10 protein-coding genes are annotated in these 13,519 nt (G+C 69.9%); 7 read left to right on the forward strand and 3 right to left on the reverse strand.

What is annotated here, in order from left to right:
* Window positions 1–101 precede the first annotated feature (101 nt).
* The gene (locus DFJ66_RS05330) at window positions 102–3,593 is read left to right on the forward strand and encodes a ThuA domain-containing protein (RefSeq protein ID WP_211350987.1); all 3,492 of its coding nucleotides are present in this window, start codon (window positions 102–104) and stop codon (window positions 3,591–3,593) included.
* Window positions 3,594–3,972: 379 nt separating this feature from the next.
* Window positions 3,973–4,404, forward strand: coding sequence for an Imm10 family immunity protein (locus DFJ66_RS05335; RefSeq protein ID WP_121218492.1), 432 nt, complete (start codon window positions 3,973–3,975; stop codon window positions 4,402–4,404).
* Window positions 4,405–4,778: 374 nt separating this feature from the next.
* Here DFJ66_RS05335 and DFJ66_RS05340 read toward each other — a convergent pair whose 3' ends face one another.
* The 3 genes from DFJ66_RS05340 to DFJ66_RS05350 all read right to left on the reverse strand — a co-directional run bounded on the left by DFJ66_RS05340 (window position 4,779) and on the right by DFJ66_RS05350 (window position 8,370).
* On the reverse strand, window positions 4,779–5,609 hold the full coding sequence (locus tag DFJ66_RS05340; RefSeq protein ID WP_121218494.1) for an expansin EXLX1 family cellulose-binding protein: 831 nt from the start codon (window positions 5,607–5,609) through the stop codon (window positions 4,779–4,781).
* Between the two features lie 114 nt (window positions 5,610–5,723).
* A complete protein-coding gene (locus DFJ66_RS05345; protein WP_121218496.1) occupies window positions 5,724–7,055 on the reverse strand; it encodes an extracellular catalytic domain type 1 short-chain-length polyhydroxyalkanoate depolymerase in 1,332 nt (443 codons plus the stop codon).
* 10 nt (window positions 7,056–7,065) lie between these two features.
* Window positions 7,066–8,370 carry a ricin-type beta-trefoil lectin domain protein gene (locus DFJ66_RS05350; RefSeq protein ID WP_121218498.1) on the reverse strand — a complete coding sequence of 435 codons (1,305 nt, stop codon included), beginning with the start codon at window positions 8,368–8,370 and terminating at the stop codon, window positions 7,066–7,068.
* 449 nt (window positions 8,371–8,819) lie between these two features.
* Here DFJ66_RS05350 and DFJ66_RS05355 point away from each other — a divergent pair, with 449 nt between their 5' ends.
* Genes DFJ66_RS05355 through DFJ66_RS05375 form a run of 5 tightly spaced genes read left to right on the forward strand, consistent with a single transcriptional unit; the run spans window position 8,820 to window position 13,515 of the window.
* Complete coding sequence (locus DFJ66_RS05355) at window positions 8,820–10,307, forward strand: amino acid adenylation domain-containing protein (RefSeq protein WP_121230704.1); 1,488 nt, start codon at window positions 8,820–8,822, stop codon at window positions 10,305–10,307.
* Window positions 10,304–11,494: a ferredoxin reductase domain-containing protein gene (locus DFJ66_RS05360; protein ID WP_121218500.1), complete on the forward strand. Its 1,191-nt coding sequence runs from the start codon at window positions 10,304–10,306 to the stop codon at window positions 11,492–11,494. The genes DFJ66_RS05355 and DFJ66_RS05360 overlap by 4 nt, the downstream gene beginning before the upstream one ends.
* An 11-nt stretch (window positions 11,495–11,505) precedes the next feature.
* A complete protein-coding gene (locus DFJ66_RS05365; protein ID WP_246029585.1) occupies window positions 11,506–12,306 on the forward strand; it encodes an enoyl-CoA hydratase/isomerase family protein in 801 nt (266 codons plus the stop codon).
* Window positions 12,307–12,328: 22 nt separating this feature from the next.
* Window positions 12,329–12,838 (forward strand): sigma-70 family RNA polymerase sigma factor, encoded by a 510-nt coding sequence (locus DFJ66_RS05370; protein ID WP_121218502.1) that lies wholly within the window; start codon window positions 12,329–12,331, stop codon window positions 12,836–12,838.
* The gene (locus DFJ66_RS05375) at window positions 12,835–13,515 is read left to right on the forward strand and encodes an anti-sigma factor family protein (protein ID WP_121218505.1); all 681 of its coding nucleotides are present in this window, start codon (window positions 12,835–12,837) and stop codon (window positions 13,513–13,515) included. The genes DFJ66_RS05370 and DFJ66_RS05375 overlap by 4 nt, the downstream gene beginning before the upstream one ends.
* The last annotated feature ends 4 nt before the right edge of the window (window positions 13,516–13,519 follow it).

The following is a 13,519-nucleotide window of genomic DNA, read 5'->3' on the forward strand; positions in this document are numbered from 1 at the left end:
AGACCTGCCCGGTTCGGGTGCGGGTGAAGTGGTGCGGCGGTCGCGGGTCGTGCCGGTGAGACGGGGGCTTCCAACGTCGGGAGCCCGTGAAGGGAGCGGTGATGCGCCACAGATTGCGGCGCGCGGCCTCGGTCTTCGGGGCCTTAGCGTTGTTGTTCGGACTGTCGGCCCCGGTCGCCTCGGCGCACCCGGAGGGCTTCCACGTCCTGTTGTTCAGCAAGACCGCGGCCGGGGCGTACCGCCACGACTCCATCCCCGCCGGCATCGCGATGTTCGAGCAGTTGGCCTCCGAGCGGCAGTGGGAGCTGACGAAGAGCGAGGACTCGAGCGTCTTCAACAACACCAGCCTCGCCACCTATGACGTCATCGTGATGCTCCAGACGTCGGGCATGGTCTGGGACACCGACGCCCAGCGCGCGGCGATGCAGACCTACGTGCGCAACGGCGGCGGCGTGGTGGCCATCCACAACGCCACGGACATGAACATCGAGGCCCAGTTCCCGTGGTGGGACCAGTTCCTCGGCATGACCATGACCCAGCACTCCGCCATCGTCCAGGGCACGGCCAAGGTGGCGGACAAGAAGCACCCGTCCGGCGTGGGCCTGCCGGACCGCTGGGTCCGCACCGAGGAGTGGTACAACTTCGACCGCAACGTGCGCGGCAACGGGCACGTGCTGGTCACGGCGGACGAGTCGACCTACAACCCCGGCTCGAACGCGATGGGCTTCGACCACCCGATCTCGTGGTGCCGCAACTTCGAAGGCGGCCGGTTGTGGGCCACCGCGATGGGCCACCAGTCCTCCAGCTACTCCGAGCCGTTGTTCAAGTCGCACATCGCGGGCGGTGTCGAGTCCGCGGGCGGCAAGGTCGCGGCGGACTGCGGCCCCACGGTGTGGGGCAGCTACGAGAAGGTCGCGCTGGACGAGACGACGATCGCGCCCGGCGTGGTCGACGTGGCCCCGGACGGCCGGGTGTTCTTCACCGAGTACGGCGGCAAGCTGAAGATCTACAAGCCGAGCACCCGCACCACCGTCACCGCGGCGACCTTCAACGTCTACGGCAGCGGCCAGAACTCGGAAGACGGCCTCACCGGCATGGCGCTGGACCCGGACTTCGCCACCAACAACTACGTCTACCTCAACTACTCCCCCGGCGACACCACCGAGCAGGCCGCCCGGGTCTCGCGGTTCACCATGAACGGCGACACGCTCGACCGGTCGAGCGAGAAGATCCTGCTGACCTACCCGGCCTGGCGCGAGAACGAGCCCGGCCACACCGGTGGTTACCTGGCGTTCGGTCCGGGCAAGAACCTCTACATCGGCGTCGGTGACGACATCAACCCGTTCGCCTCGGACGGGTACGCGCCGATCGACGAGCGGTCCGGCCGCAAGTGGTGGGACGCCCAGGGCACCGCGGCCAACACCAACGACCTGCGCGGCAAGGTCCTGCGCATCCACCCGGAGTCGAACGGCACCTACACGATCCCGTCCGGCAACATGTTCGCGCCGGGCACGGCCAAGACCCGTCCCGAGATCTACGCGATGGGCTTCCGCAACCCGTTCCGCTTCAGCGTCCACCCGACGACCGGCGTGCTGTACGTGGCCGACTACGGCCCCGACGCCGGCGCGGACAACGCCAACCGCGGTCCCGGCGGGATCGTGGAGTGGAACATCATCAAGTCGCCCGGCAACTACGGGTGGCCGTACTGCATCGGCAACAACACGCCGTTCAACGACTACGACTTCGCCACGAACACCTCGGGCGCGAAGTTCAACTGCTCGGTGCCGACCAACACCTCCCCCAACAACACCGGCCTGACCACGCTGCCGGCCGCGCGGGCGGCGGACGTCTGGTACGGCAACAGCGCCACCGAGGGCCGGAAGTTCCCGGAGCTCGGCGACGGCGGCGAGGCGCCGATGGCGTTCCCGATCTACCAGTACAACCCCAACAACCCCTCGGCGACGAAGTTCCCGGAGTACTTCGACGGCGTGCCGTTCGTCGGCGAGTGGTCGCGCAACCGGATGTGGGAGTTCCGCACGGACTCCAACGGCGGGTTGTTGAAGATCAACAGCTTCCTGCCGAACACGACCTTCACCTCGCCGATGGACATGAAGTTCGGCCCGGACGGGTCGATGTACCTGCTGACCTGGGGATCGGGCTGGGACGACAACGTCCACCTGCCCGGCGCGGGGTTGTGGCGCATCGACTACAACGCCGGCGAACGCAGCCCGATCGCGCAGGCCACGGCCACACCGTCCTCGGGCGGCACGCCGCTGACGGTCGCGTTCTCCAGCGCCGGGTCGCGCGACCCGGAAGGCGGGGTGCTGACCTACCGGTGGACGTTCGGCGACGGCACCTCCTCCACCGCGGCCAACCCCTCGCACACCTACACGACATCGGGCACGTTCAACGTGCAGCTCACGGTCACCGACCCGACAGGCAAGACGGGCACGGCGAACCTGACGGTCACATCCGGCAACACCGCACCGACAGTGAGATTCACCGGACCCGCTGACGGCGGCATGTTCGGGTGGGGCGACACGATCCCGTACACCCTCTCGGTGACCGACGCCGAGGACGGGACCATCGACTGCACCCGCGTGACCATGCAGCCCAACATCGGCCACGACTCCCACAAGCACCCGCTGGGCAGCCCGATCAGCGGCTGCACGGGCTCGTTCAAGGCCGAGGCGGACACCGAGCACCAGAACGGCAACGCGCACATCATCGGTTCCGCCGAGTACACCGACCGCGGCGGCAACGGCCTGCCCGCGCTCACCGGCAGCGCCCAGGTGGTGCTGCAGCCCAAGCGCAAGCAGGCCGAGTACTTCACCGGCTCGTCGGGCGTGCGGGTGGTGGCGCAGTCCGGTGCCGAGTCCGGCGGCCGGGTCGGTGACATCTCCAACAACGACTGGATCTCGTTCAAGCCGGTCAACTTCACCGGGATCGACCAGGTGTCGTTCCGGGTGTCCTCGCCCTCGGGCGGCGGGTCGATCGAGCTGAGGGCCGGATCGCCGACCGGGACGCTGATCGCGTCGTCCACGGTCACCTCGACCGGCGGGTGGGACAACTACATGTCACTGCCCGCGGTCAACGTGACCAGGCCGTCGGGGACGGTGGAGCTCTTCGTGGTCTTCAAGACCTCGACGGGCAACAACTTCGACCTCGACTCGATCAACTACATCGGCGCCGGCATCGGCACCGGCGGCGGCACCCCGGGCACGGCCAAGGAGATCGTCGGCATCGGCAGCAAGTGCGTCGACGTCAACGGCTCGGCCACCGCGGACGGCACCAAGGTCCAGCTGTGGACGTGCACCGGCGGCAACAACCAGAAGTGGACCCAGGTCGGCTCGACGTTCCAGTCCCTGGGCAAGTGCCTGACGGTGGCGAACAACACCCAAACCGACGGCGCCCAGGTGCAACTGTGGTCGTGCAGCGGTGCGTCCGGCCAGTCGTGGTCGGTCCAGTCCGACGGCACCATCCGCAACGGCACGAAGTGCCTGGACGCGAACGGGGCAAGCTCGGCGGACGGCACGCAGTTGATCATCTGGTCGTGCAACGGCGGTAACAACCAGAAGTGGACCCTGCGCTAGCAGCGGCCAAGCGGGGACGTCACCGGGTCTTCCGGTGGCGTCCCCGCTCTTTTGGCGCCGATCTCCAACGCACGTCCTTCGGCGAAGCCGGCGAGTGGCAGTCCACCGGAAGGACACAACTCAACTTGGGCTTCTTGCTTTTGTCATCTCCGTATGGCCTGCCCGAAGGGCTACCACAGATTTCCCCGGGTGCAGCCGAAAGTTTTTGCGAGGAACGAGCAAAAAGTTTTAGCGGCACCCGGGGAAATCTGTGGTAGGCTCCGCCAGGCCATACGGAGATGACAAAAGCAAGAAGCCCCCGCCGTTGCAGTTGAGTCATCTTTGGTGGCCTGCCCGCCGGCGAGGCGCTTTTCGCTTTTAAGCGCTTTAGGAGGGGTTGATGGTCGAGGTGACGGCTCGCTACTTCCGCTTCGTGGAGGACGAAGACGACGAAGTGCTGGAGGCTGGTTTCGCGGAAACCGAGGATGGAACTGGTTTCGTCTTGCTTATACAGCGCAGCCTCTACGAACCGGAAGAGCAGGAGGTCCGTCTGGGTATGGACACGTACTGCCTCGTGAGCGGCGGGCAGAGCATCTACGGCGGGCTGCGCCGAGCGATCAGGCTTGACCAAGGACTGGATTTGACGCTGTCGTCGGAGGCCGCGGAGTTGTTGGAGTTGCCCGTCGACCTCCAGGTTCGCCTGGACGGCCAAGTTGCTGCCGCCGCCGAGGTTCTGGACGCTCTGCCGCGAATCGTGATGTGGGGGCGGGAGGAGGAACGTCCCGAACTCTTGGGTTTCGACGACGGTCGTAGTCAGGATAGGCCTACGTAAGCGCTTTGAACCGGAACGCTTCGCTCTCAAGCCGGACGCGCTTCGCGCTCTTGGGAGCGCTGCGCGCTCGAAAGATGAAAAGCGGCGCTCGCCGCGCGGCAGGCCGCCAGCGGGGGGTGAAGGGCGTCGGTTCCCCCGCCGTATGGCCTGGCGGAGCCTACCACATTTTCCAGGGGTTGCCGCTAAAACTTTTGCTCGTTCCTCGCAAAACTTTCGGCTGCAACCCCTGGAAAATGCGGTAGCCCTTCGGGCAGGCCATACGGCGGGGGAACCGAGGCCCTCCACCTGTGGTTGAGACCACCGCACACAGCGCGCTGCGCGCGCCGGAAAGCGAAGAGCCGCGCTGCGCGCCGGAAGCGGGCTGTGGGTGTGGTCTAGTGCTGGTCGAACTGGAGGGTCGTGGGCTGGGTCGCGTTCGGTGTGACGGGCAGTGGCGGGAGTTCTAGGCGTTGGCCGTAGATGTCCGTCACCGCTATCGCGCTGCCGCAGCCGGCGCCGTTCTCCGAGAGGAAGTAGTTGTAGTCCGTGCGGGACAGTTGCTTCCAGCCGGCGTTCGTCCGGACTTCCAGCTGGGCCACCGGGTTTCGGTGGTTGATCACCTGGATGCCGCACCACCACTGGCTGGAGCCGGTCTTGTAGCGGATCGCGATGCCGCCCTGCAGCGGCGGGCTCACCAGGTGCCAGGTGACCGGGATCTCGCCCTGCCTGGGGTCGGCGAGCATGGCGAAGGCTTCCTGGCTGAGGTCCAGCTGGCCCACTCGGCACGGTTGCGGGCAGAGGTTGGTGACGCGGACGGTGATGCTGCGGCCGTTGGCGGCTTGGACGTGGACGTACGCGCCGCACGCCTTCGAGTCCTCGTAGTCCGACCAGTTCATCGCGACGGTGAGCGGGTCGGGGCTCGGGTCGTACAGGCACGCGCCGCCGCCGTCGGAGTCGTAGGAGGTGGCGACGGCGTTGTGGGGTTCGCCGGGCTTGATCTTTCCGGCCAGGGGCGCGGTGGCCGGCTGAGTGGTCGTGGTGGTCGTGGTGGTTGTGGTGGTGGTCTCGGGAGCGGTGCTGGGGGCGGTGGTGGCGGTTCCTATTGAGACGGTGTCCAGGGCGGCGGCTGTGGGGTGCCCGGCCTCGCTCCGGTTGGGCAGGGCTATGACCACGGCTGCGGCGGCCGTGACGGCTAGGACGGCTGCGATCAGCCACCGTTTGTGCACCTGGACTCCTGGGGCAGAGGCGGAAGGCAAGCACACTATGCCAAACCGGGCCGTGAAAAGCGCCCGCCCTCCGCGCGGTGGACGTGCGGAGGGCGGGCGCGTGGTGGGACCGGATCAGGTACGGGTCCAGCGTTGGTTCGCCTGGCCGTTGCACGTGGCCAGGCGGGGTTGGGTGCCGTTGGTGGTGCCCGGCGCCTCCAGGCACAGGTTGGACTGCAGGCCCGTGATCGAGCCGTCCGTGTTGAGGCGCCACTTCTGGTTGGTGCCGCCGTGGCAGGTCCAGATGATGACCGCCGTGCCCGGTGCGGTGCCGCCGGCTTCGGCGTCCAGGCAGCGGCGGGAGTCACCGGTGTAGACCGTCAGCTCACTGGCGGTCGTGGTGGTCCACTGCTGGTTCGTGCCGCCGTGGCAGTCCCAGAGTTGCAGGCGGGTGCCCACAGTGGTCGTCTGGCCGGGGACGTCGAGGCACTTGTTGGCGCTCGCCGACCGGAGAGGACCGGTGGTGCCGCCGCCTCCGCCGTTGCCGTTGTCCAAGCCCAGGAACGAGATGGCGTACGCCAGCATGCCGGCTTGCGGGAGGGTGTGGCCCGTGCCGGCGATGCTGATGCCCTCCACCGTGGCCTTGGTCGTCGTGTCGCCGTAACGGGTGCGGGTCCAGGACGACTGGGGGCGGTCGGTGTAGGCCGGGGTCTGGGTCAGGCCGTGGAGGTTGGTCCACTGCTTGATCTCCTCGCCGAAGTTGCGGTACGACAACGTGGTGTCCTGGTCGCCGTGCCACAGCTGCATCCTCGGGTACCGGCCGGTGTAGCCGGGGTACATGGCCCGGGCCACGTTGCCCCACTCCTGGGCGGTCTTGACGACGTTGCCGCCGGCGCACTGGCTGTTCCACAACGAGCCGTTGGTGGTGGCGAAGCAGCCCGCCGGGACACCCGAGTACGCCGAGGCCGCCGAGAAGACGTCCGGGTACTGCGCGGCCAGGACGTTGGTCATCATCGCGCCCGACGAGAAGCCGCTGACCACGATCCGGGCCGGGTCGACGTTGTAGCGCTGCCGGGCCCAGGCCACCATCGACATGATGCCCGTCGAGTCGCTGCCCCCGTTGCGGGTCAGGCCCGCCTGGGTGGACACGTCGAAGCACTTCTCCGTGCGGGTGACCTCCGGGACGACGATGACGTACCCGTACCGGTCGGCCGCGGTCACGAAGTCGTGGCCGTTGCCGTTGAAGATGGCGCCCGCCGAGCCGCCGCAGTAGTGGACCAGGACGAGCAGGGCGGGTTGCGCGGCGACGTTGTCGGGCGCGTAGACGTACATGTTGAGGTTGGTCGGGTTCGTGCCGAAGTTGGTGATCCGGGTGAGCGTCGCCGCGGACGCCGGGCCGGAGGTGATCAGGACCATCGACAGCACGGCCAGGGACAGGGCCATGACGCTCGACAGGAGTCTTCTCATGTGGCCGCTCCTACGCCTTGGCCCAGCGCTGGTTGGCGCCGGTGTGGCAGGTCCAGAGGATCACGCTGCTGCCGTTCGCGGTGGCCGCGCCGCTGACGTCCAGGCACAGGCCGTTGCGGACGTTGCTGATGGTGCCGTTGGTGTTGAACGTCCACTGCTGGTTGGTGCCGCCGGTGCAGTCCCAGATCCGGGCGCGGGTGCCGGTGGTGGCGTTGTCCGGCACGTCCAGGCACTTGCCCAGCACGCGCAGGGTCTGGCCGTTCTGGGTGAACTGCTGGTTGGCGTTGGTGTGGCAGTCCCAGATGATCGTCGCGGTGCCGTTGGCCGAGTTCGCGCCCTCGACGTCGATGCACCGGCCCGAGGCCTCGCCGCGCAGCCGGAACGTCGTCGGGGCGGGCGGGGTCTCGCCGGTGAAGAACTTCCAGACCTCGCCCTTGACCCAGCTGCGCGCGCCGGACTCGCAGCCCGCGCACCCGTCCACCGGTCCCTGCTGGTGGCCGCCGTCGAAGGCCGCCCAGACCACCGGGTAGCCGGCCCGGCAACCGGAGTAGGTGGTGGAGATGTGGGTGCGGCTGCCGGCGGCGGGCTCGGGCGCGTTCTGCGGCGTGCAGCCGTTGTTGCGGACGAACCGGTCGCGCAGCGAACGACCCGCGCCGATGTTGTCGGACACGCCGTGGATGCCCATGTAGGCCACCGGCTGGGTGCCGCCGCTGCAGCCGCTGATCTCGCCGGGCGCGGCGATGGCGGCGACCGCCTTGAACACCGTCGGGCGCGAGCAGGCCAGCGAGTAGCTCATCGCGCCGCCGTAGCTGAAGCCCAGGGAGAAGATCTGGCCGGTGTCCACGCACAGGCCCTCGCCGATGCGGCGGATCATGTCGTCGGTGAAGGTGACGTCCTCGCCGTTGGTGTTCGCCCAGCCGTTGGAGATGCCCTGCGGCGCGACGAAGATCGTGCTGTCGTTGGCGAGCGCGCGCAGGCCGTAGTAGGCGTAGACGGCGCCGTCGCTGCCGCCGGAGGCGACGTCGTTGGCGGTGCCGCCCCACCAGTGGAACCCGAACACCAGCCGGTAGTTGCGGTTGACGTCGTAGTTGCCGGGCACGCTGAGGATGAAGCTGCGGCTCTTGCCGCCGCTGGAGATGGTGTGCGTGCCGCTGCTCAGCGTCGGGGCCTTGCCGCACCCGGGCGTCGCCGCGAGCGTGACGTCGCTCCCGGTCGCCTCGGCTGCGGACGCGGTGCCGGCGGCACCCGCCGCGCTGAGGACCAGTGCGGCCAGGGTGACGGTCAGGTTCCGCCATCGGCGGCCGGCTTGTCGCATGGTGGTGCTCCGATTCTCGTGGCTTCGTTGCCGGATCTCGGGCATCCGCGGCGGATCGGACGCGAACCGGTTCGATCGTGCAGCCACGATACGGGAGAGCTGGTCGAATGGATAGCGAAGGCCGGCATCGAACCGATTCGACGTCTTCTCCCGGACAAGCCCGATCGGTCGTGTGCCGCCGTGCGCAAGAGCCATGTCGAACGTGAATTCGACGTGTTCCGGGCTGGTTGGCGATGAACGGCCGCCGAGTCCGATGTGGATCCCCGTCGCCCTCGACGGCGGCGGGGGCCACTGGTCCAGACCTGTCCACAGTGGACTCATCCCCCGAATGGCCCATCTTGGGGCTATGTGGAGCATTTTCGCGTCTCGGTTGAACATTCAACGTGTCCGTCTCGTAGGAAGCGGGCGACACCGCACGACCGAGGAGAGGTTCAGCGCCCGTGACCGCCATGACCACGCTCCACTCGTTGCCCCCCGACGAGCGCGACCGGTTCCACCGGTTCGCCTTCGGCCCTGCGGAGGCGCCCCCGTTCGACCGCATCCACCACGCCTTCCAGGCGCAGGCGGCCCGGTCGCGGGACACCCCGGCGGTGGAGCACGAGGGCCACCGCCTGACCTACGGGGAGCTCGACGACCGGTCCGACCGGGTCGCCGCCGCGCTGGTCGAGGCGGGTGTCCGGCCCGGCGACCACGTCGGGCTGTTCCTGACCCGGTCCGCGCACATGGTCGTCGGCCTGCTGGGCGTGCTGAAGGCCGGCGCGGCGTACGTGCCGCAGGACGTCCGGATCACCCCGCCCCACCACCTGGACCACGTCCGCCGCACGGCCGGGATCGACGTCGTGCTGACCACCAGCGAGCACGCCGACCGGGTCGAAGCGGCCACCGTGATCGCCCTCGACACGCTGCCCCACCGGAACGTCCCCAAGCCGCGGGTCGAGCCCGGTGACACCGCCGTGGTCATCTTCACCTCCGGCACGACGGGCGTGCCCAACGGCGTGCGCGTCACCCACGCCAACCTGTGCAACGTCCTGCTCACCGAACCCGGGTCGCTGGGCATCCGGCCCGGCGACCGGGTCACCCAACTGCTCAACATCGCGTTCGACATGGCGGTGTGGGAGATCCTCGGCGCGCTCAGCCACGGCGCCACCCTGGTCGTGCGGGGCAGCAGCGCACAGCAGGCCGCCGAGACGGCGACCGTCCTCATCTCGACACCAGGATTGCTGTCCACATTAGACCGGTCGAAGTGCCCCGACGTGCGGGTCGTCGCGGTCGCGGGCGAGCGCTGCCCCCAGCCGCTGGCCGACGACTGGTCCCGGCAGGCGGTGTTCCACAACGCCTGCGGCCCCACCGAGGTCACCATCGTCAACACCGTGAGCCGGTACGACGGGCGCGCCCTGACCATCGGCCGGCCGGTGCCCAACTCCACGGTCTACATCCTCGACGAGGACCTGCGCCCGTGCCGGATCGGCGAGGTCGGCGAGATGTGGGCGGGCGGCGCGTGCGTGACCGCCGGGTACCTGGGCAACGACGTCCTGACCGCCCAGCGCTACCGGCCCGACCCGTTCCTGGGCGGCGACCACGTCATGTTCCGGACCCGCGACCTGGGCCGCTGGACGCCCGAGGGCGAGCTGGAGCACCACGGCCGCACCGACGACCAGGTCAAGGTCCGGGGCTTCCGGGTGGAGCTGGACGCGGTCACCTCCGCGCTGGAAACCGCCCAGGACTGCGTGCGCGCCACGACCGTCTTGCACGAGGGCGCGCTCGTCGGGTTCGTCAGCCCGGCGACCGTCGCGCCGGACGCCGCCCGTGAGGCCGTCGCCCGCGCCCTGCCGTACTACTGCGTGCCGACGCTCATCGTCCCGGTGGACGACCTGCCCCTGACCGACCGCGGCAAGGTCGACCGCGCCGCCCTGCGCGCCCTGGTGACCGTCGCATGACCGCGCTGGAGACGACCACGCCGGGCGCCCGGTTCCGCAGGCGGCCCTACACCCACCACAACCGGCTGGCGGCGGCGGTCGTGCTGGTCAACCTGGCGCTGCTGGGCGCGGACCCGGCGGACATGGTCGTGGCCAACCTGACCCTCGCGGTGCTGATCCGCCAGCAGCTCGTGATCAACCTGCTGTTCACGCTGGCCACCAGCGCGCCGACCTCGTGGCCGCTGAAGGTCCGGTGGACGCTGGGCAAGGTCTACCACTTCGGCGGCCTGCACGTCGGCGCCGCCGTGTGCGCCACGGCGTGGTTCGCCGTCCTCGCCTGGACCACCGCCGATCCCCTGGCCTGGACGATCCTCGCGGTGCTCGTGGGCATGATCGTGTTCGCACTCCCGGCCCTGCGCGCCCGCCGGCACGACCTGTTCGAGCGGACCCACCGCTTCGCCGGCTGGACGAGCCTGGTCCTGTTCGCCGCCCACGCCGCGGCCCAGCCCGGTTTCGTCGGCTCCACGCACTTCTGGCTGCTGCTGGCGGTCGTGACGAGCGTGGCGCTGCCGTGGTTGCGCCTGCGCAAGGTGCCCGTGCGGATCGTGCGCCCGTCCCGGCACGTCGCCCTGGTGTCGTTCGACTACGGCGTGACCCCGTTCGCGGGCTCGTCCACCGCCGTCAGCCGCAGCCCGCTGCTGGAGTGGCACTCCTTCGCCAACGTGCCGACCCCCGGCCGGACCGGTTTCCGGCTGACCATCTCCCGGGCCGGCGACTGGACCGGCAGCCTGATCGACGACCTGCCCACCCACCTGTGGGTCAAGGGCATCCCCACCGCCGGCGTCGGCAACATCGACAAGCTCTTCACCCGCGTGGTCTGGGTGGCCACCGGCAGCGGCATCGGCCCGTGCCTGCCGCACCTGCTCTCCGGCGACACCCCGTCCCGCCTGGTGTGGTCCACCCGCGACCCGCGCGCCACCTACGGCGACGACCTGGTGGACGAGATCGAGGCCGTGCAACCGGACGCGATCGTCTGGGACACCAACCGCGACGGCAAGCCGGACCTGGTGGAGCTGGCCCTGCGCGCCCACCGCGAGTTCGCCGCCGAGGCCGTGATCTGCATCTCCAACAAGAAGACCACCTGGCACGTCGTGGAGTCGCTGGAAGCGCGCGGGGTGCCCGCGTTCGGCGCGATCTGGGACTCGTGAGGAGAGGCGCAGTGGACTACTCGACCCTCGCCGTCGACACCGACGACGACGGCATCACCACGCTCACCGTGACCCGCCCCCGGGCCCGCAACGCCCTGTCCGGCCAGGTCCTCACCGAACTGGCGCACTTCCTCTCCGCGGAGCGCCCGACCGGCGTGGTCCTCACCGGGGCGCCCGGCCCGGCGTTCGTGGCCGGCGCGGACATCCGCGAGATGGCCGCGATGACCCCGGCGGAGGGTGAACGCTTCGGCGCGCTCGGCCAACGCGTCACCCGCCTGGTGGAGGAAGCGCCTTACCCGGTCGTGGCCGCCGTCGACGGCTACGCCCTCGGCGGTGGCTGCGAGCTCGTGCTGGCGTGCGATTTCGCCTACGCCACCAGGAAGTCGGTGTTGGGCCAGCCCGAGGTGGTGTTGGGGCTGATCCCCGGGTTCGGCGGCTGCGTGCGGTTGCAGCGCCTGGTGGGGCCCGCGGTCGCCCGCGAGCTCATCTACACCGGCCGGCACGTCGACGCCGAGGAGGCCTTGCGACTCGGCCTGGTCACGGCGGTGTTCGACGACCGACCCGCCATGCTCGCCGCCGCCCGCGCCACGTTGCGCCGGATCGCCGGCAACTCCCCCGTCGCCGTGTCCCTGGCGAAGGCGGTGCTCAACGGCGTGCGGGGCCGGACCGTGCCGGAGGGGCTGGACGTCGAGCTGGCGGCGTTCCGGGAGGCGTTCACGACCGACGACATGAGGGAGGGGACCGAAGCGTTCCTCGCCAAGCGACCACCCGTCTTCGGCCGGACGCGCCACCACCCCGCGTTCGACGACTAGCCCACCGCAGAGGAGGTTTGCTATCAACGACAGTCATACTGCGGCACTGCGTGCCCTCCACGACGAGCACGCGCCGGCGCTGTGGCGGTACGTGCGCCGGTTGACCGGGGACGACGAGTTGGCCAGCGACGTGGTGCAGGAGGCGTTGTTGCGGGCGTGGCGCAATCCCGCGGTGCTGGAACAAGGCGGCTCGGCGGCTCGGGCGTGGCTCTACACGGTGGCCCGCAACGTCGTGATCGACGAGCGGCGCAGCGCACGGGCCCGCTGGGAGGTGGGGTCCGGGTGGGTGCCCGAACGGGTGCGGTCCGACCACAGCGACGCCGCCCTGGACGCCTGGTTGGTGGCCGACGTGCTGACGCAGTTGACGCCCGAGCACCGGACGGTGATCGTGCGGGCGTACTACATGGGGCAGTCGGTCGCGGAGCTGGCCGAGCTGCTGGGCGTTCCCGAAGGTACGGTGCGGTCCCGGCTGCACTACGGTTTGCGGGCGCTGCGCTTGGCGTTGGAGGAGAAGGGGGTCACCGGACGGTGAGACCGGCAGTCGACCCGTACCGGGACTGGGGTGCCGCGTACGTGCTGGGGTCGCTCTCCCCGGCCGAGCGGCGGGAGTTCGAGGTGCACCTGGCCGGGTGCCCGGACTGCGCGGCGAACCTGGCGTCGCTCGCGGGGCTGCCCGGGATCCTGTCGGTCGTGCCGCGGGAGCGCGCGGCGGCGCTGTTGGAGCCGGAGCCCGAAGGCGGGCCGTCCGTGCTGGCCGGGCTGTTGGCGGCCGAGCGGTCCCGGAGGCGGCGGGCCCGGGTGCTGACGGCCGCGGCCGTGCTGGTCGCGGCGTTGATGGGCGCCGCCGTGGTGTTCCTGCTGCGGCCGGCACCACCGACGACCACCCCCGGTCCCCCGCAGGTCGCGATGCGCCAGACCGTGCCCAGCCCGGTGACCGCCGCCGTGCGCCTGGTCGACGAGCCGTGGGGCACGCGGATCGAGGTGCGCTGCTCCTACGACCGGCCGGTCGGGAAGTCGGCCCCGACCGTCGAGTACGGGCTGAACGTGGTCGACGGCCGGGGCCGCGCCGTCCAGGTGGCGACCTGGACGGCGGGCCCCGGCTCCACCACCCGGCCGGTGGCGACGACCAAGCTGGTGCGCTCGGACGTCACCGCCGTGGAGATCCGGCTGCTGCCCGACGACCTGGTGATCCTCCGCGTCGAGTTCTGAAGGG

The organism is Saccharothrix variisporea (genome assembly GCF_003634995.1).
GTDB lineage: Bacteria > Actinomycetota > Actinomycetes > Mycobacteriales > Pseudonocardiaceae > Actinosynnema > Actinosynnema variisporeum.

Coding starts and splice junctions, on each gene's coding strand:
- DFJ66_RS05330 (WP_211350987.1), top strand. CDS start 102: ATGCGCCACAGATTGCGGCGCGCGGCCTCGGTCTTCGGGGCCTTAGCG.
- DFJ66_RS05335 (WP_121218492.1), top strand. CDS start 3,973: ATGGTCGAGGTGACGGCTCGCTACTTCCGCTTCGTGGAGGACGAAGAC.
- DFJ66_RS05345 (WP_121218496.1), bottom strand. CDS start 7,055: ATGAGAAGACTCCTGTCGAGCGTCATGGCCCTGTCCCTGGCCGTGCTG.
- DFJ66_RS05350 (WP_121218498.1), bottom strand. CDS start 8,370: ATGCGACAAGCCGGCCGCCGATGGCGGAACCTGACCGTCACCCTGGCC.
- DFJ66_RS05355 (WP_121230704.1), top strand. CDS start 8,820: ATGACCACGCTCCACTCGTTGCCCCCCGACGAGCGCGACCGGTTCCAC.
- DFJ66_RS05360 (WP_121218500.1), top strand. CDS start 10,304: ATGACCGCGCTGGAGACGACCACGCCGGGCGCCCGGTTCCGCAGGCGG.